This is a genomic window from Maribellus luteus (genome assembly GCF_003576475.1).
GTDB classification, from domain to species: Bacteria; Bacteroidota; Bacteroidia; order Bacteroidales; family Prolixibacteraceae; genus Draconibacterium; species Draconibacterium luteum.
In genome coordinates, this window is the sequence record NZ_QWGR01000015.1 from 93,393 (window position 1) to 113,311 (window position 19,919).

The 19,919-nt window shown below is 44.5% G+C and carries 11 protein-coding genes; 5 read left to right on the top strand and 6 right to left on the bottom strand.

Going from position 1 to position 19,919, the window contains the following annotated elements; translation table 11 throughout:
* Positions 1-3: 3 nt before the first annotated feature.
* From D1614_RS19350 to D1614_RS19370, 5 genes are all read left to right on the top strand, one after another.
* A complete protein-coding gene (locus D1614_RS19350; protein WP_206610088.1) occupies positions 4-1,893 on the top strand; it encodes an outer membrane protein assembly factor BamB family protein in 1,890 nt (629 codons plus the stop codon).
* A gap of 270 nt (positions 1,894-2,163) precedes the next feature.
* Positions 2,164-5,313: a SusC/RagA family TonB-linked outer membrane protein gene (locus tag D1614_RS19355; RefSeq protein WP_119439630.1), complete on the top strand. Its 3,150-nt coding sequence runs from the start codon at positions 2,164-2,166 to the stop codon at positions 5,311-5,313.
* A 21-nt stretch (positions 5,314-5,334) separates the two neighbouring features.
* A complete protein-coding gene (locus tag D1614_RS19360) occupies positions 5,335-7,155 on the top strand; it encodes a SusD/RagB family nutrient-binding outer membrane lipoprotein (RefSeq protein WP_119439658.1) in 1,821 nt (606 codons plus the stop codon).
* Positions 7,156-7,231: 76 nt separating this feature from the next.
* The gene (locus D1614_RS19365) at positions 7,232-8,401 is read left to right on the top strand and encodes a C40 family peptidase (protein ID WP_119439631.1); all 1,170 of its coding nucleotides are present in this window, start codon (positions 7,232-7,234) and stop codon (positions 8,399-8,401) included.
* A 39-nt stretch (positions 8,402-8,440) separates the two neighbouring features.
* Positions 8,441-9,577 carry a dipeptide epimerase gene (locus D1614_RS19370; protein WP_119439632.1) on the top strand — a complete coding sequence of 379 codons (1,137 nt, stop codon included), beginning with the start codon at positions 8,441-8,443 and terminating at the stop codon, positions 9,575-9,577.
* A 43-nt stretch (positions 9,578-9,620) separates the two neighbouring features.
* Here D1614_RS19370 and D1614_RS19375 read toward each other — a convergent pair whose 3' ends face one another.
* From D1614_RS19375 to D1614_RS19400, 6 genes are all read right to left on the bottom strand, one after another.
* On the bottom strand, positions 9,621-11,069 hold the full coding sequence (locus D1614_RS19375) for a carbon starvation CstA family protein (protein ID WP_119439633.1): 1,449 nt from the start codon (positions 11,067-11,069) through the stop codon (positions 9,621-9,623).
* 360 nt (positions 11,070-11,429) lie between these two features.
* Entirely contained in the window at positions 11,430-12,878 is a 1,449-nt protein-coding gene (locus D1614_RS19380; RefSeq protein ID WP_162304576.1) for a sulfatase family protein, read from the bottom strand.
* 125 nt (positions 12,879-13,003) lie between these two features.
* Positions 13,004-14,584 carry a RagB/SusD family nutrient uptake outer membrane protein gene (locus D1614_RS19385; protein WP_119439635.1) on the bottom strand — a complete coding sequence of 527 codons (1,581 nt, stop codon included), beginning with the start codon at positions 14,582-14,584 and terminating at the stop codon, positions 13,004-13,006.
* A 12-nt stretch (positions 14,585-14,596) separates the two neighbouring features.
* Complete coding sequence (locus D1614_RS19390; RefSeq protein ID WP_162304577.1) at positions 14,597-17,869, bottom strand: TonB-dependent receptor; 3,273 nt, start codon at positions 17,867-17,869, stop codon at positions 14,597-14,599.
* A 249-nt stretch (positions 17,870-18,118) separates the two neighbouring features.
* Positions 18,119-19,177 carry a FecR family protein gene (locus tag D1614_RS19395; RefSeq protein ID WP_119439637.1) on the bottom strand — a complete coding sequence of 353 codons (1,059 nt, stop codon included), beginning with the start codon at positions 19,175-19,177 and terminating at the stop codon, positions 18,119-18,121.
* 145 nt (positions 19,178-19,322) lie between these two features.
* Positions 19,323-19,910, bottom strand: coding sequence for an RNA polymerase sigma factor (locus D1614_RS19400; protein WP_119439638.1), 588 nt, complete (start codon positions 19,908-19,910; stop codon positions 19,323-19,325).
* Positions 19,911-19,919: the final 9 nt, after the last annotated feature.

Genomic DNA, 19,919 nt, shown 5'->3' on the forward strand with positions numbered 1-19,919 from the left:
TTTATGCGACAAGATCATCCATATTTCAATTTTAGTAACGAAATGAAAAAGATTACTTTCCTCTTCATCCTGAGTCTTCAGATAGGAATACTTTCAGCACAAACGTTTCGTTTTGCGCATGTTACCGATACTCATGTGGGAGGAAGTACCGGTGCCGAAGATTTGATGATCACCGTAAATGACATCAACAATCAGAAAGACATTGCCTTTGCAATTTTCTCGGGAGACATTACTGAATTTGGGTCGGATGAAGAACTAAACGAGGCGAAATCAATCCTTTCAAAACTCAATAAACCCTGGTACATTGTGCCGGGAAATCATGATTCCAAATGGTCGGAAAGCGGGAACAACAGCTTTGTCCGGATTTTCGGATGCGAGGAATTTAGTTTCGAAGCCGGTGGCTATTTATTTATCGGAACAGCCAGCGGCCCGAACATGCGAATGGCTCCGGGACTGGTCCCACACGAGCAAATCGTTTACCTCGATTCGGTTCTGAACAACATGAAAGATCCCGGCCAACCGATCATTTTTGTGAATCATTACCCGCTTGACAATTCACTTTCGAACTGGGACAAAATCATCGATCTGCTAAAAACGCGAAATATCCAGGCCTCCCTGCTGGGACATGGCCATTCCAATAAATTATTTGATTTTGAAGGTATACCCGGTGTTATGGGCCGCTCCAACCTACGTGCTAAAAAAGAAATTGGCGGCTACAACCTTGTTACCATTCAACAGGATACGATGTTTTACGCCGAGCGGACACCAGGTGTGGAAACTCACGAAGCATGGTGTAAAGTGCCGCTGGTAAACCATCATTTCGAAAAAAGCCGAACCCAATATCCGCGCCCGGATTATTCGCTGAACGAAAAATACCCGAATGTTTCAAAGGTTTGGGAAGTTCAGGATGTAAGTGATATTGGCACCGGATTAGCCGCCGAAGGCAATACAGCTATTTACGGCAATGCCGCGGGAGCAATTGTGGCGCTTGATCCAAACACCGGGCAAACGCTATGGCAGTTTCAAACCGGCGGAAAAATATACTCCACACCGGCCATTTCGAAAAACAAGGTGGTTTTCGCTTCAACCGACAATTATATTTACTGTGTTGACCTGAAAACCGGGGAAAAGCACTGGAGCTTCGCCACCGGAAAATCGATCGTTGCATCACCGGTCGTCGATAAAAACTCGGTTTATATAGGTTCATCTGAAGGAATTTTCCGTTCCATCAACCTGAAAACCGGTAAGCTGAACTGGGAATTTACCGGGGTAAACAACTTCGTGGAAAGCAAACCGCTTATCTACGAAGGAAAAGTCTACTTCGGATCGTGGGGCAATACTTTTTATGCCCTTGACGCCAAAAGCGGAAAGCTGGAGTGGAAACGCGAAAAATACACCAACCGTATGTTATCGCCGGCAGCAGTGTGGCCGGTAGCCGCCAACGGAAAGATATTTATTGTGGCGCCCGACCGGCACATGACTGCTTTGGATGCACAAACCGGAAAGAAAATCTGGCATTCAAAAAAATATTCGTGCCGCGAATCCATCGGAATTTCGGCAGACGGAACGCTCATTTACATAAAAAATATGCACGAAGGAAACGTGGATGCTTTCTACTCTGCGGCTGATGAGCAAAAACTTGCCTGGGAATGCAAGGCCGATCTGGGCTATGAAATTGCCCCCTCTCCCATTACCGAAGCCGGGAACCTGGTGTTTGTTCCTACCACAAGTGGTATTGTTTGCGCGGTGGATAGAACCACGCACGAAGTAGCATGGAAATACAAGCTATCCAATGCGTTGGTCAATTACATTTTACCGCTGGATAACCAACGGGTGCTGGTTTCGCTGCTGGACGGAAAGGTTGCCTGCCTGCAATACCAGCAGACACCGTAAGCGTCATTCATTTTTTGAACATTTAATAAGAAATAAGAAAAATCATATAAATCATAAATAAAACAACCTTTCTTTCCTAATGAACATAAAAACCAATTTTATAAACAAGCCATAAACCAGCTTACTTATTTTCAATCAGATAACTTATTAACGATAAATTACCTAACCATAAATTATGCTCAAATACCCAAAAGGAACATTACATCCTGACTTTTATAGCATATAAAATAGAACCAAAATTATTCAGTATTAAAACCAAAATTTGTGATTATGCGAAAAAGCGTACTATTCATTTTCATTTTGTGCCTATTGTCTTCGCTGGCAATGGCTCAAAAAAAGACGGTTAGCGGAATCGTCTCTGAAAAATCAAGCGGTACACCGTTACCTGGTGTAAGTGTGTATGAAAAAGGTACCACAAACGGTACCATAACCGATGTGAACGGTAGTTTTCAATTGACGGTAGAAGAAAAATCGATCCTGGTATTTTCTTTTATCGGTATGAAAACACAGGAATTTACTGTTGGGGCAAAGAACGATTTTACTGTATCCATGGAAGCAGATTCAGAAGAAATGGATGAAGTGGTTGTTACTGCGATGGGAATCCGGAAGGAAAAGAAAGCACTGGGATATGCCGTACAGGAAATCTCGAGCGATGAAATTCTGAAAAACAAAAGTCCCAACTTAATCAACTCGATGAGTGGTAAAATTGCCGGGGTAAACGTTACACAAAGTAGCGGATCAGCTGGTGCAGGTGCACAAATCATTGTTCGCGGCGGTACTTCGCTGGAACGTGACAACCAGCCTCTTTTTGTGGTTGACGGGGTTATTTACGACAACTCAACACCGATTGGTGGAAACACAGGTTTCGACGGCATGGGTAAACTGGCTACTTCGTCCAGTAACCGTATTATGGACATCAACCCGGAAGACATCGAAAGTATGTCGATCCTGAAAGGGCCGGCTGCTACAGCACTTTATGGTTCGCGTGCTGCGGCGGGTGTTATTCTGATAACCACCAAAACCGGTGGTAAAGGAGCAGTTCAGGTGAATATGAGCTCCAAATTGTCTGTTAACTGGGTGAATCGTTACCCCGAGCAACAGAATATGTACAAAAGAGGTTATTACAACGAGGCCGGTGTGTTTAGCGACTATACCACTCAATCGTGGGGCGACCCGTTCTCTTCGGGAGACCAGATTTACAATAACATTGAGAACTTCTTCCAGAATGGTTCGGTTTGGGACAACAGTGTAAGCATCTCGGGCGGAAATGACAAAGGTTCTTTCTTCTTCTCGGCTTCGCGTTACGACCAGCAAGGGATTGTTCCTGAAACCGGTTATGACAAATCGACTTTCCGTTTTAACGGCGACCAGAAATACGGGAAACTAACCGTGGGTGCCAACGTAGCTTTCTCCAATGCCAATACCGATAAAACGCTGACTACTTCAGGTCTTTGGTCGGCCGGCGGCAATGGTGCCATGACAGCTATTTACTCATGGGCTCCCAGCGACGATATGACCAGGTACCTGAATGAGGACGGAAGCAAATACCGCATGTTTGAAGGTCTTCAGGATTTATCTGACGATGTGGAAAACCCATACTGGATCATCAACAAGAATAGCTTAAGTGACGAAACCGACCGTTTTACCGGAACCGTCTACACTGTTCTCGATGCCACCGACTGGTTTAACATCAACTATCGTTTAGGCTACGATACCTACACTAAAAATGACCATACATTTATTGCACCGGGCGGGGCCATTAAGGAAACGTATCAGAATGGGTTCATGTCGGAAAGCGATGTTGTATACAAATATCTTTCTTCGAACCTGATGCTGAACTTCAACAAAAAAGTGGATGATTTCGATTTCAATTTAATGTTGGGCCAATCAACCGAAGAAACAAAAGTTACCACTCAACGCAGAAGAGGCTACGATTTTGTGAGTGACGGTGTTTACAGCTTCGAAAACATTAACGAAGGAAACAAATCGTTCCAATCGGGACACTCCACCAAAAGATTAATTGGCGCTTATGGCGAATTACGTACTTCGTACAAAAGCATCGCTTATTTAACATTCACCGGACGTAACGACTGGACTTCTACTTTGCCAGAAGAGAATAATTCGTATTTCTACTCATCGGTAAGCGGTAGTTTTGTATTTACCGAATTGTTACCAGAAAACGATTTGCTGTCGTTTGGTAAAGTCAGGGCATCGTGGGCAAAAGTTGGTAAAGACACCGATCCTTATGCCACTTCTACATCGTTGTGGGCACCTCGTGAGTTTTTGGCAGGTGTTGGTGTTGCCAACAGCTGGACACGCGGTAACCCTTACCTGAAACCCGAACGTACCACATCTACCGAGGTAGGTTTAGAACTTCATTTCTTCAAGGGAAGACTGACAGCTGACTACAGCTACTATACCAACGACAGTTACGACCAGATTGTAACACCGCGTTTGAGCCAGACTACCGGTTATATTCTTCTTTCAACCAACGTAGGAAACGTGCTGAACAAAGGGATGGAGCTTTCGATTACCGGAACACCCGTTCAGAAAAAGGATTTAAGATGGGATGTTTCGTTGAACCTGGCGGGCAACCGTGGTTCGGTTGAAAACCTTCTTACCGGCCAGGACGTACTGTATGTAACAGATGTACAGGTTGGAAACGCCAAAGCTGCATCGTTTAACGGCGGTAAGTTCATGGGGATATCAGGTTCGGAATGGTCACGTGACGAAAATGGCAACATAATCCTCGACTGGGATACAGGTATGCCTTTAAGCGATAACTCAACAACTCATTATGTTGGAAACCGTGAGCCCAAGTTCACCGGCGGTATCAACAACAACATCAACTGGAAAAACTGGAACTTCTCGTTCTTGTTCGATCTGCGTGTTGGTGGAGATATTTTCAACGGTACCGACTATTACATGACCAATGCAGGTATGAGCCAACGTTCGCTCGACCGCGAAACACTGACACTGAGCGGAGTTGCCAAAAACCCTGAGACAAAAGAATACGAAGCAAAAGAGTTTACTTACAATGCGAATCAGATGTACACCATCACTACTTCATCCGGTGCAACCCAGAACAGTTACGGTGCCGACATCATTCGCAAATACTGGCAAAACTATTATCCGCTCGAAACAAGTAATTACCTGACTAAAACCAACTGGCTTCGTTTGCGGACTGTTACATTGTCGTACAACGTACCAGATTCGTTCCTTAACAAGCAACAACTCATCAAAAGAATGTCGTTTACGTTAACCGGCACTAATCTGCTCTTATTCACCAACTACAAAGGAATGGATCCTGAAACCAGCGTAGCAGGATCAGGCGTAGTGGGATCAAGCTCTGTTGGATTTGATTATTGCGGAGTTCCTTCAACAGCAGGGTTTTCCTTTGGCGTGAACATAACATTGTAATCATTTAAAATGAATGCTATCATGAAAAAATTCTTATATATAGCTTTACTCGGAACCCTCTTAATCGGTATCGGTTCCTGCAAAGATTATCTGGATGTGAACGTAAATCCGGATTACCCGACAAACGTTGTGGCATCTGCCTCTTCGCGACTTCCCTGGATACAACACCATTACGGTTATAGTTACGGTGCTGCCAGTGTTCGCGCTTCCCTGATTACAGGAACCATTACTTCCAGAACATTTACAGGAACCAATGGTACTTTACCTGCATGGAATCCGGCTATTTCAGCTTCTACCACCCCTTACCAGCAATGGTTTGTAGGGTCGGCAGCCAACCTGAACGATATTATGGCAAAAGCCGAAGAAGAAGAAGCCTGGCATTATCTGGGAGCTGCCCACACCTTAAAAGCAATGGGCTTTATGTTAATGGTTGACTGGTACGGTGAAATGCCTTACACCGATGCTTTGGGTTCGAGCCTTACACCGGTATACGACGATGGAAAAACCATTTACGAAGGTTGCTTTGCTGAATTGGACAAAGCTTTGGAATATTTTCAGATGACACAACCTGCAACTGCTTCTCCTCTTTCAGCTGGCGACAACTGGAACGGTGGCGATGTTCAGAAGTGGATCAAACTGATTTACGGATTAAAAGCCCGCTGGCTGAATAACATTTCGAAAAAAGCTGACTATGATCCGGCTGCCATTTTAGACGCCATATCCAAAGCACCGCAAAGCAATGCTGAAGGCACGGTTATCGACCATGTGAATGATCCGGCCGATTTAACAGGCGATGTTCTTTTCGGAGACCCCTTAAAAACAGCCTTTATTTTCGACTCAGGCGCCTGGTCGGATTGGGCACGCTTTACCCAATGGTACGTTGACTTGCTGGAAAATACCTTTACCGGTGGTTCAGGTGTTGAAGACCCGCGTACTGACAAAATGCTTCCTTCGGCTCAACACTGGATTGCGCAAAAAGACGAACAATCAGGAGACGTAACTTATTCTTCTCAATTCATCCGTACCAAAGGGGTTGATGTGATCAACAGCAACATCCGGTTGCAAAACGGCCCTTCGTTCGTAAACTACGATACTGAAAAGAAAGCGTACAGCGTAAGTTCAACTGCTGCCGACCGTCAAGGTGATACTGTTTACGTAAACATCAAAGCCTTGTGTGCCATGACAGGCGCAACATCGGAAGAAAGTACCTACAAAGCCAGCGACGGCACCGTACTTTCAACCGGAACATTCTATTCAAGACCTGAATCACCTACGGACATTATCACCTTCCACGAGATGTGTTTTATTAAAGCGGAGGTGTTGTTCAGACAAGGAAAAGCTGGCGAAGCCCTTACAGCTTACCAAGCAGGAATTCGCGCTCACATGGAATACATGAATGATAAACTGAAAGAATACACCGGCTCTGAAAATCCGGGCAAACAGCCCATGGATGAAGCGGCTATCGATGCTTTTATGACCAGTGCAGCAGTTGCTCAAACAGCCAGTGAACTAACGATGGCTAAAATTATGCAACAGAAATTTATTGCCATGTCATTCACACAGCAGAACTGGAACGACATGCGCCGTTTCAACTTTTCGGCTGGAAACATTGGCAGTTTTGGCGTGGTTTACCCTGGATACGACCGTCCGAAAGAATTTGGCTCTGTAGCCGCTACAAAAATTCCGGGAGGAAGTAAAACCGATGTAAACTACTGGTTCAGGAGAATGGCACAATGTTCTCACGAGGTAAACTACAACTCGGATAACCTTGCCGCCTCTAACCCGAAAGCATTTGACACCGACATTTGGTCAGTGCCGGTATGGTGGGATACTGAAGATTAATTTTAAGAACATAAGGGAAGGATTGATTGAATCCTTCCCTTGCATTACTTTTGTAATTAGTTGATTTACATTTATTATGAAAAGGTTTATAAAGTCAGTTTGGATAGCAGCACTCGTGTTCAGTGTATGGGCATGCAGTACCACAACCAACGAACAGGAATTTGATACGTTACTGTCAGATGTTTCTGCCCGGTTTGCCCCCGACAAACGGGTGGCCGTTTTAAACTTCGAGATTGAAAAAACAACGCAGGGAACAGTGGTGCTAAAAGGAGAAACCAACCTAAAAGAAGCACATTCTTTTCTGCTGGATACACTGGGCAAAACACAAATTCAGGTTGTTGATTCCATCCGGATTTTACCCGGTGAGCAATTCGGCGAGAAGGTTTGGGGGCTGGTTACTCTTTCAGTGATCCCGATGCGAAAAACACCTGATTATGCAGCCGAAATGGTTTCTCAAACCCTCATGGGTACGCCAATAAAACTATTGGACAAGGAAGATGGCTGGTACCGTATTCAAACACCTGACCAGTACATTGGCTGGGTAAACGGAAGTGGAATAGTTTCGCTGTCGCAAAGTGAACTAAACAACTGGAAAGCTTCCAACCGTTACATTTTCACCCAAATAAGCGGGTCGGTACTGGAAGCTCCCAAAGCGGATGCAGCGCCGGTTTCGGATCTGGTACTGGGTTGTATTTTTGAAGCCGGCCAGCAATCCAACGGATTTATCCAGGTAAAATTTCCTGACGGACGCGAAGGTTTTGTCCCGACTGCCGATTGTGCCCTTTTCAGCGAATGGGAAGCCATTACTCCCGAAGTGGAGAACATTATCGCAAGCGCCAAAAAACTGTTGGGAAGACCTTATTTATGGGGCGGAACATCGACCAAAGGAGTTGACTGCTCAGGTTTTACCAAAACCGCCTATTATTCGCAGGGGGTTATGCTGGCCCGCGATGCATCGCAGCAAGCGCGTTACGGCGAACAACTCGACATCACCGACTTTCAGTTTCAACCGGGCGATTTATTGTTTTTTGGACGAAGCAAAGAACGTATTACACACGTTGGCTTATACATCGGCAACAATCGTTTTATTCATTCTTCGGGCAGGGTAAAAATCAACAGCTTTCAAGCGGAAGATGAAGATTTTGACGAAGGCTTAAAAAAGAGACTTGTTGCTGCCTGCCGTGTTTTAAATTCATTAAATACGGAGCAAATCATTCCGATTAAAGATCACCCCTGGTACAATTAGATCATTGTTAAAAACAGAGGCAAAAGCATTATTAATATCATGGAACAGTCAAGAAGGACATTTATTCGCTCAGCCGGTTTACTATCCGTTGCCGGAATGGCAGGAGTTAATACATTTGCATCGATGAGCAAGAAGCAAGCAAAAACAATAAAAAGCGGTTTGAAACTTCGGTTTAAACCCTACGACCTGCAACTGAAACATACCTTCACGCTTGCAGGAAGTTCGCGCACCACAACTCCGGTGATGCTAACAGAGATTGAGTACGACGGAATTATCGGCTACGGAGAAGCCTCCATGCCGCCTTACCTGGGAGAGAGCCACGCAACTGCCACCAGTTTTCTGAGCTCGCTCGACCTGGGGCAGTTTAATGATCCGTTTCGTTTGGATGAGATATTGGAATATGTGGACCAGAAAGCCGAAGGCAACTGCGCTGCCAAAGCCTCGGTTGACATTGCACTGCACGACCTGCTTGGAAAAATAATGGGGCAACCCTGGTATAAAATCTGGGGATTTAATGCGGAAGACACCCCGAATACCTCGTTCACCATTGGCATTGATACCGATGAAGTGGTTCGTCAGAAAGTAAAAGAAGCTGCAGAGTTTAAAATTCTGAAAGTAAAGCTGGGCCGCGACAACGATAAACAGATGATTGAAACCATCCGTGCGGTAACCGATGTTCCCATGTGTGTGGATGTAAACCAGGGCTGGACCGATAAAAAACATGCCCTGGAAATGACACATTGGTTGCAGGAAAAAGGGATTGAGTTTGTGGAACAACCCATGCCCAAAACGGCCATCGACGACATTGCCTGGCTGACACAGCACAGTCCGCTGCCGATTATTGCCGATGAAGCTTTGCAACGCCTTCCCGATGTGAAGAAAGCACACGGTATTTACTCGGGCATCAATATTAAACTGATGAAATGCACCGGAATGCGGGAAGCACACAAAATGATTACGCTCGCCCGTGCTTTGGATATGAAAGTGATGATCGGTTGTATGACCGAAACTTCGTGCGCGGTTTCTGCTGCGGCTCAACTGGCGCCCAAAGTCGACTGGGCCGACCTGGATGGCAACCTGCTGATCAGCAACGACGTATTTAGCGGTGTTCAGGTGAAAGACGGAAAAATTACCTTGATTGATGCACCTGGAATCGGGATTCAGCCATTGGGATAGATCTCAACCTTCATAGAATAATTTTCAAAGTGAAGCATCCTGCCTAATAAGCAGCTTGTTTCACTTTTATTTTTTTATGCGCCCGCCGGTACACAAAAAACGAAGCCAGGGCAAGCGCAGAAACAGCCCCTCCTACCGAATACGATATTTCTTTGGAAAGTGAAAATCCTTCAGGCGCAAACATCAGGTAAGTGGTAATAACGGCGGTCATAAACACGGCAGGCACCAGCGTTATCCAATAGAATTTCTGCTCTTTCAGCAAGTAAACAGTGATGGTCCAAAGCACCACGGTAGCCAGTGTTTGGTTCGACCAGGCAAAATACCTCCAGATAATGCTGAAATCGATTTGTGTCAGCAAAAAACCGATAACAAACAGCGGAATACTGATCAACAAACGGTTTTTGATCGACTTCTGCTCTACCCGCAGAAAATCGGCCACAATCAAACGTGCGCTTCTGAATGCGGTATCACCCGAAGTAATGGGCGCAGCAACCACTCCCAGCAAAGCCAGTACCCCGCCCAAGGTTCCCAGCAGGGAGTTGGAAATTTCATTGACAATAAAGGCCGCATTGCCGTTGTTGGCGTTCATTACATCGTTTAGTTCCCTGATTCCGCCAAAGAAACTCATCCCGATAGCAGCCCAAATCAAGGCCACCACACCTTCGGTGATCATGGCTCCGTAAAATACCCTACGCCCGTACTTTTCGTTGGTTAGGCAACGTGCCATCAACGGCGATTGCGTGGCATGAAAGCCCGAAATAGCCCCACAGGCGATGGTGATAAACAACATCGGGAAAATCGGGAATTTATCGGCCCCCGAATGAAAATTGGTAATATTTGCCAGGTTCAGCTCCGGAATTTGATAGCCTTTTACAAAAAGCGCGATGATTAAACCGAGTGCCATAAAAACCAGGGCAAAGCCAAAAATCGGGTAAAACCGGCCGATTATTTTGTCGATCGGCAACATGGTGGCCAGCAGGTAGTAAACAAACACCACCCACACCCAAAAGGTAATGGAAAGCGCGCCGGGCGTAAGCCCCGCCAGAATTTTTGCCGGTCCCATAATAAACACGGCGCCCACAATAATCATCAGGATCACGGTAAACCCGCGCATCAACTGTTTTGTTCCTTTTCCGAGGTAAATTCCAACAATTTCGGTAATGCTTAGTCCCCGGTGTTTGATCGATAGCATGCCCGAAAAATAATCGTGTACCGCACCGGCAAATACCGATCCCAGTACAATCCACAAAAAGGCAACCGGGCCCCACATGGCACCGGCAATGGCTCCGAAAATAGGTCCCAGTCCGGCAATGTTCAGAAACTGTATCAGGAAAATACGCCACCAGGGCAAGGGCAAATAATCCACCCCGTCTTTCATTGAATAGGCGGGTGTTTCGCGGGTGGCATCAATGCCATCAATGCGTTCAACAATGCGGGAATAGAAAATATATCCGAGGATCAGAATTATCAGAGAAACAAAAAAAGTGATCATAGTCGTTTAGCTTATCCATCTGCAAAGCCGGTGTTTTTTTCTTCCAACACCAGAACTACCGCGACAATCCAAAACTCCACGAAAGGGAAACGAACATTGACGCGTTGATGGGATTCGTTTTAACTGGTTTAAAATTGCGATGTGAAAAATAGCAAAAATATGCTGCCAATCATTCAAGAAAACCCTTAAAATTGACAGTAAGCTTGCTCCATTTTTGTTCGGACGACCCAACGTTATGGTAACGTTGGCTCATTATACGAGTAAGAATGTTCCGCCCCGGTGGGACTCATCTTTTCTCATCCGGATTTTTCTATACATATTATCGCAACGCTGTTGCTAAAACTATTTCCCCGGACAGTACTAATTTTTATCCCAGAAAGATCCTTCTTCTTTTATTTGCTGTTGAAGCATTTCCAGGTCGGACAGCATTTCAGCCACTTTTTCGGGTTCCTGTTCAGCAACATCGATCCTTTCACCCAAATCTTTTTCCACCTGAAACAGCAATGGCTTTTCGCGCGATGCCTCAAAACCATAGTTATTTCCGGTTTGAGAACCGATGCGAACGTGCAACTTCCAGGGGCCTTTCCGAATGGCCGAAGGCTGGTTATCAGCATACGAATAAAGAAATTCAAACTCACCCGATGTATTTTTATATTCTTCCGGCATGAGCAGGGAGCGGATATCACGCCCGTCAATGGTTCTGTCGGCGGGCAGTTCCACACCGGTTATGGCGAATAAAGTGGGCAATATATCCAGCGTACTCACCGGAGTTTGTTCGTTCCGGTTTCCTTTAATGTGTGCCGGCCAGTTGATAATCCCGGCCACACGATGCCCGCCTTCCCAGGTTGAGCCTTTGCCGTCGCGAAACGGAGTGGCATAGCCGACCTGCAAACGCGTATCTCCGTATTTGGTTTCCGACTGATCGCTAAAACGAATCCAGGGACCATTATCCGAAGATAAAATAACGATCGTGTTTTCCTTCACTCCCATGTCTTCCAGGGTCTGGCAAATCTTCCCGATGGATGCATCGAGCTCTTCCATCACATCTCCCAGCACTCCGTTACGCGAGGTGCCTTTGTATCTATCGCTCACAAAAAGCCCCAAATGCGGCATATTGTAAGGGATGTACGCAAAAAACGGGTTCTCCTTGTTGCGTTTGATAAAGTCGATAGCAGCCTCTGTACACACACCCGTTAACGATTCCGATGCTTTTACATCGGAGGGAAGATCTTTTGCAAGCAACTCATACCCGGGTATTGGATTTGTCCCCTGAGGATTGCTTTTCAGGAGCATGGAAACATCGTAGTCGTGCGATACATTGGTTCCGATCCATTCATCAAAACCATGTGCGAGCGGCAAGGTAAGTTCTGAAAACTCGTTGTTCTGGTTGGGCGATCCCAGGTGCCACTTTCCAAACATCCCGGTTTTATACCCGACCGATTTTAGCCCCTCGGCAAGCGTTAGCTCGTCTTCGTGAATGTGTCTTGCTGAGTTGGGCCCGATTACCCACGATCCCAGTCCCGACCGCCCGGGATATCGCCCGGTCAGCAGCGAATAACGCGATGCAGAACATGCCGGAGAAGCAACATAAAACTGGGTGAAATTAATCCCGCCCTGCTCTAATTGGGTAATATGGGGCGTTTTAATGGCCGGATTTCCGTTGTGTTCGTAATCTCCGTATCCACTGTCGTCGAGATAAATCAGCACTACATTCGGTTTCTGGGTGGTTTCCTGCTCGCTGGTGTGAGAGCATGAATTTCCGAGTAATAAATATGGAAGTAGTGCAATAAGAATGCGCATCTTTTTCATCTTCATCAATTTCAAATTACGTTTAATGTCCCTTTTTCCTGTCCTTCTTACCGGGATTCTGAACAAAGATAAAAAAGGGTAAGAGTTAACAGTCCCTTACCCTTTCACTTGAATGAAAATAGCTATTAATATTTTGGATTCTGCTCCAAATTTGGGTTCAATTCTCTTTCCCTTTGCGGGATTGGCCACAAGTAATCGCGTCCCTCATCAAATACACGGTTGTATCCGTCGATATTGACAGTTACCAATGTGCCATTATCGTTGTAGGTCATGCCGTATACTTTGCCGGGCATCACTTCGTGGGCAATTCTCCAGCGCCGAATGTCAAACAAACGGGTTCCTTCAAAAGCCAACTCAATAGTACGTTCCTTGCGCACGATTTCTCTTAATTGCCCCTGTGACAATGAAGAAGAAATGGCGGGCATATTTACGCTTTCCCTGGCACGAACGTCGTTGATGGCGCTGTAAACAGAAGCATCAATTTCATTCATCTCAATTTTAGCTTCGGCATAAGTGAGCAATACCTCTGCGTACCGGATCAGGATCAGGTTAATTCCTGAATTCGACGGAGTATCAAAATCGCTGTTGGCAATGTATTTTTTGATGTTCCATCCGGTGGTAGTGGTATACAAAGTTCCGCCAACAGGATCTGTAGCCGCAGCATCCCCGGGAATTGAATTAAATGTTTTTCCGTTGGGCAGGCTTGCTCCTGTAACAAAAACCGATTGCTTTAAACGCGGGTCGCGGTTCTCGTATGGATTTTGAGGATCGAAACCACTTTCAGGATCTGTAATCGATAAACCGTTGTTCATTTCGTACATATCCATCAGTTTTTTAGTAGGTACATAAACACTACCTGCACTTCCCGGAATCAAGCTCCACGGGCCAATAACGTTATAGTAGTTGTTCGCCAACACATCTTTTGCAAACTGTCGGTCTAGAATTACTTCGTTACAGTTCTCACCTTCGTACTGAAAAAGGTCCTCGTATGAATTATACAGCGAATACACCTCCAGGTCCATTACCTGTTTGGCAGCGGTAGCCGCTTCTGAATAACGACCGGCAAAAAGCATTGCACGGGCTTTTAAAGCTAAAGCAGCTCCTTTGGTTACGCGGCCTTTATCGTCGCCTGTATATTCCTTGGGTAAATCCACTGCTGCTTCGGTAAGCTCGGTGGATACGAAATCCCAGATCGAAGAAACCGCATTCCGGGTGATGGTTTTACCTTCTTCCACATTAATGCTGGTGGTAATCAAGGGAACATCGCCAAACAACATCGCTAATTTAGTATAGTGATAAGCCCTGATGGTGCGCACTTCGCCTTTAAGCCGGCTGATAAGCCCGGTATTATCGGTTTCAATACGGTCAATATTTTCCATAAAGTCGTTCACTCGCCTGATCGCGGTATAATCTGCGTCCCATTCGTTTAAGAACCTGGACAAGGTTGCATCTGCATTACCTGCTTCGATTATGGAGTTATCTTCAAACAAGCGGTTGGTATGCACTACATCGGTAATTCCATCGTAGGCAAAAATTACATTCCCGTCAAGTGTGGGATACACTGCGTTTGCCGCCAGAATGGCATCGTTTTCAGTTTGCCAGAAAATTTCGGTAGAAATACGATCGTCCGGCACGGTAGTTAATAAATCTTCCTGACAAGAAGAAAGAATAAATACTGATAATAAAATATATACTATTTTTTTCATCTCCTTATTTTCTTAAAAGTTTAACTTCAAACCAACGGTGTACAAATCAACCTGCGGATAATAGTTCGCTCTTCCGGCAGGAGTTTCTGCATCAAGTCCCCAATCGTTAAGTTTCGAGAACGTAATTAAGTTGGTTGCATTTACATAGAGCTGAGCTTTGCTGATGGGTAATTTTGACAGCCAGGAAGCTTTTACATTGTATGAAAGCATAATGTTTTTCAGCCTCAGGTAGTCTGCATCAATGGTTAACCGGTCAGAAGCCTGCAGGTTTCTCAGGTTCGATTTGATTGGTCTTGGCCAACGCGCATCGGTATTGGTTTCTGTCCAGTAGTCCGTATAGTTGGCATGAGTGAATGCCTCATACGTTGCCTGGTGAGCCAATCCACCTTCCAACTGTGTGGTATGCCCAAAAGCACCCTGCCACTGCATATATAGCTCGAAACCGTCGTAAGCAAAACGCATGGTTGCGCCCAGGTTCGTCAGCGGGAAGGTATACCCGAGGAAAGCCCGGTCGTCGGGATTGATCTTGTCATCGTCATTAAGGTTCAGGTATTTTACATCACCCGGTTTTGTATTGGACTGATAAGTAGGGTAATTGGCGATTTCTTCAGGCGACTGGAAGAAACCGTCGGTACGATATCCCCATAAGCTATTGATGGCCATTCCTTCCTGGATAATGGTCGTTACATTAGCACCGCTTCCGGTTATGTAGGGCCCTGTTGACTTTAAATCTTCTACCCTGTTTTTATTCCGGCTTACATTTAGCCCGATATCATAGGTTAATTTTCTTCCTCCGCGATAGATTACTCCAAGCTCCCAGCCTTTATTACTTACCGATCCGGCGTTCTGGTATGAAGCATTCAGACCGATGGTTGAAGGAATTGGAAGACGTAACAAAATGTCTTTGGTCAACTTGTCGTAATAATCGGCAGAAACCGTTAATTTACTGTTCCACAAGCCCAGGTCGATACCAATGTCCAGCTGTCTGGTTTTTTCCCAGGTCAGGTCTTCGTTCACAAACTGAGTTGGAGTATAGCCCTGAACCGGTGTTTCATTAAAGGCATAATTAACCACCGACAAGGCCGGGTAAAACTCGTACAAGGCAATGGCCTGGTTACCGGTTAATCCCCACGAAGCACGAACCTTAAATTCGTTAATAGTTTCCGACATATCGGCCCAGAAATCTTCCTGGGAAATCCTCCAGGCACCTGAGAACGATGGAAAGAAAGCATATTGCTTGGTAGTACTAAACCTTGATGAACCATCGTAACGAGCATTTACCTCAAACAGGTACTTGTTGTTATACGCATAGTTGAAACGTCCGAAATACGAACGTAAAGCATATTCCGAGTTATACCCTGAATTATCCTTATTGTCTTCGGATCCTGCATCCAGAGATTGAATATCGTTGTTGTAAAAGTCCTGACGATAAGCAGAAAGGTTATTCTGACGGTTATCGATAGTAGAATACCCGACCAATGCCTTAAACTCGTGATCCTCGAATGTCTTTTCGTAATTCAACAAATGCGACAAGGTTAATTCCTTTAAACTTCCGCGTGATTCGCTCAGCGAATTAAGCGTAACCTGTCTCACTCTACCCGTAATCGGGTCTTCGTTCCGGTACTTGTTCTCGTAGGCCGACCCTTCCGATTTTGAATCACGGATTCCGTATTCAAATGTATATTTCAAGCCTGAGAAGATCTCGTAATTTGCTTTTACTTTCCCGATGAAATAATTGTTTTTGCTTGTTCTAAGCCCAGTTAAATCAGAAAAAATCAACGGGTTGTTGTTCTGTGGCCCTAATCCGTACTCGCCTGTTGCGTATTGCGGAACCGAAAATTTGGTCGCATGCAACATGTAATTAAACACATTGTAAACACCGGCATATGGCTGTACATCTTCTGACATACGAAGGTTCATATCGAACGCAACGCTAAGCTTTGATGAAAGATTGAAGTCAGTATTTATACGTACTTCATTGGTATTATCGTTGAAGTTGTTTACAATACCTTCAATGTCCTGGTAACGCAAACTTGCCCTGGCTCTAACAAACTCATTACCGCCGCTAAACGACAAGGTATGGTTTTGTTGCGGTGCATTTTTCAGCATTACTCCTTTATCGAACCAGGGGAAAGGCAGCGGGTAAAGTTCGCGGTCAGTGGCATTCACATATTCATTAATAAACTCTTCGCTGTAAGTTGCCTGACCACCGGCATTAATCCGGGCTGCATTTTCCAATTCAAAATAATCTCTCAGCCCCATATGCTCGGGACGGTTGTTGGCTCTTTGAAAGCCATAATATCCATGGTATGCCACCTGTACATCGCCTGATTTTGCCCTGCGTGTATTGATAAGAATTACACCGTTGGCAGCACGCGAACCGTAAATGGCCGTTGACGAGGCATCTTTTAATACCGAAATGCTTTCAATGTCATCCGGGTTGATATCCGTCATTCGTTGTTCAATTCCGTCAACAATAATTAACGGAGAATTGCTACTTAGAGAAGTAATACCACGAATACGAATATTCACATCAGAAGCCCCCGGGCGTCCGCCCTGGTCAACAACTGTTACCCCGGCAGCCAATCCCTGAAGCGACTGTTCTACGTTGGCAACGGGGCGCCTCGTTAGTGTTTCTCCATCAACCTGTGAAATTGAATTGGTTAAACTCACTTTCTTTTGTACACCGTACCCGATAGCTACTACTTCTTCCAGGCCAATGGCATCGGTTGCCATTTTTACATTAATGGAAGCTTCTGTTCCAACCGGAATTTCCTGCGTTACCATTCCAACAAAAGAAAAAACCAAAACAGCATCGGTTGGAACGTTGGCGATGGTATACTCCCCATCAAAATTTGTTATTGTTCCCTGTGTTGTTCCTTTTATCAGCACAGTTACCCCCGGAAGTGGCAATCCGGCTTCGTCGGTCACTTTTCCGGAAATGGGAGTTTGCTGCCCGGAAACTGTCAATATATTCCCAGTGTTCTCAGTCGTCAATACAATAAACTTGTCTTTTATAACATAGTTTACATTGGTATTTTTAAACACGGTATTTAGTACTTCATCAATTTTTTGGTTTTCGAGATTTACCGAAATTTCACGGTCAACATCAATGAGCTTACCGCTGTACATAAAATAAAACTCGCTTTGCTCTTCAATTCTTGAAAGGACTTCTTTAACCGTAGTCTTGTTCATATTCAGGTTTAGAAGTTTTACCTGAGAATAGGTTTTCCCGGCAAATGCCCAACCAATTGACATCAAAATTAAAAAGGTTGCTAGCTTCATAATTCGAAAAAATTTTACCAGTCCGGGCAATTTTTCACCCCCCGACCAATTAGTCAGATTTTTCATACTTTTGTAATGATTAGTTATTAATGCCCTGTACCGTTATACAGGGTTAAATTTTAATCCCGACAGGGGAATGTTGACGCATTTCCCTGTTGTTTTGGATTGATAATCAGAGAGACCAGCAGATGGTCTAAAAATGCTCATTCATTTCATAGGCAAATAGTTTGTTATAGTTAGATACTGTATTTATTCTTTTTTTGTTATGATTATTTTTTGTTTTGAATACGTACCGTTCGGTAACTTTTTTCGTGGCAGCGAAGTGTATTCCACAGGGGTTGCAATGGTCATTAAATCGAGAATCTGAGACAAGGGTTCGTCAATAAAGGTTACGGTGTAAATGAAGTCTTCCACTTCTTTATCGACTTCAATATCCACATTAAACATACGACTGAGCTTTTCAGCCATCTCTGAAATGGGAGTGTCTTCAAAAACCAGTTTGCCATCTTTCCAGGCGATGTATCTCTCAACACTTCCTTTTGACGAAGAAATTGCCCCCGTTTCCCGGTTGTATTTTGCATGTTGTCCGGGCACCATACTGCCAATTAATTTCGCCTCACCATCTTCAACACGCTGTTCCAACACAACCTTTCCGTTTACCAGCGTTGTTTGTATTATTTTATATTCCGGATAAGCCAAAACATTAAATTCAGTTCCCAGCGCCTTTACATTTATATCTCCGACTTTTACAATAAATGGTTTTTCAGGATTGTGGGCCACTTCAAAAAAACCTTCTCCTTCCAACACTACATCACGTGTTTCACCTGAGAAGAAAAGCGGATACCTGATTTTACTACCGTAATTCAGGTGTACCTGCGAGCCGTCGGAAAGCTGAACAACAGAGCGGGAGCCAATTGGAGCGATAATCTCAAGTGTATCCGCAGCAGCCAGAGTATATTGTGATTGGATGAATCTATTTTCGGTAAGTGTATAAAACAAAACTCCAAGAACCGGTATTAACAAAATACCAGCGGCACGTAAGAGCCATCCGGCTGATAAATGCCTGCGTTTGCTTTTCCCGGTGTTGTTTTCCCGTCGTTCAATTTCGTCCTGAATTCGATCAAAAAGTCCTACAAACTTGGTATCAGACTCCGAAGTATCTTCTGCCCGGTAATTTTCCCAATCGGCCAACGCCAGTTTTCTCTCGTCTTCGGTCAATGCTTCCTGGCGTATCCAGTGCAACACTTCCTGCAGCTCCTCTCCGCTCAGTTTATTTTGCAGATATTTATTTAGTAATTCTAACGTCATTTTTTTACAGCTATACCACCCTAGAACAGGGTGGTATAGATTTTAACTAATCTAACTTAACAACCTAATCTCTATTATTTGTGCTCATTTGCTACAGTAATACGATTAAGCTGTAGTTTGGGATTATATAAAAATGACTTTTTTTTTACGAGAGAAACAAATCTGCAAACAAACCACTGATAATCAATCCATAATCGAAGTGAGATTTTAAGAAAGAAAGTGTGTTCGCCATGTGTTTTTTTACCGTGTTTACAGAAATACCCAGTTTTACGGCTATTTCTTCGTGCGAAAAACCTTGTTCACGGCTTAACTGAAATATCTCCTTTTGGCGGGGGGTAAGTTCTTCCAGAAGCTGTTTTAGTTTATTATCCAACTCCTTAAATTGCAGTTCGTCCAGGATATCCGGTGCTTCCTGAATTTGCTGCAAAGCAACAAGGTTTTCCAGGTATTTTCTTTCGTTTACCCGCTTACGAAGAAGATCGATTGTTGTGTTATAGGCAATGGTAAACAAGAACGACTCAAACGAAGAGTAGGCATCAAGTTTGTTCCGTGCCTGCCAGATTTTAACAAAAACCTCCTGGACAATTTCTTCGGCATCGGCCTCTACTTTTATATACCTCAGAACAAACCCGTAAAGCCTTTTACAATATCGTTCGTAGATATTATAAAAAGCTACCCTGTCACCGTTTTTAATTTGAATGATTAGCTCCTTATTTGACTTACTGTTTTTCAAAAGCCGTTA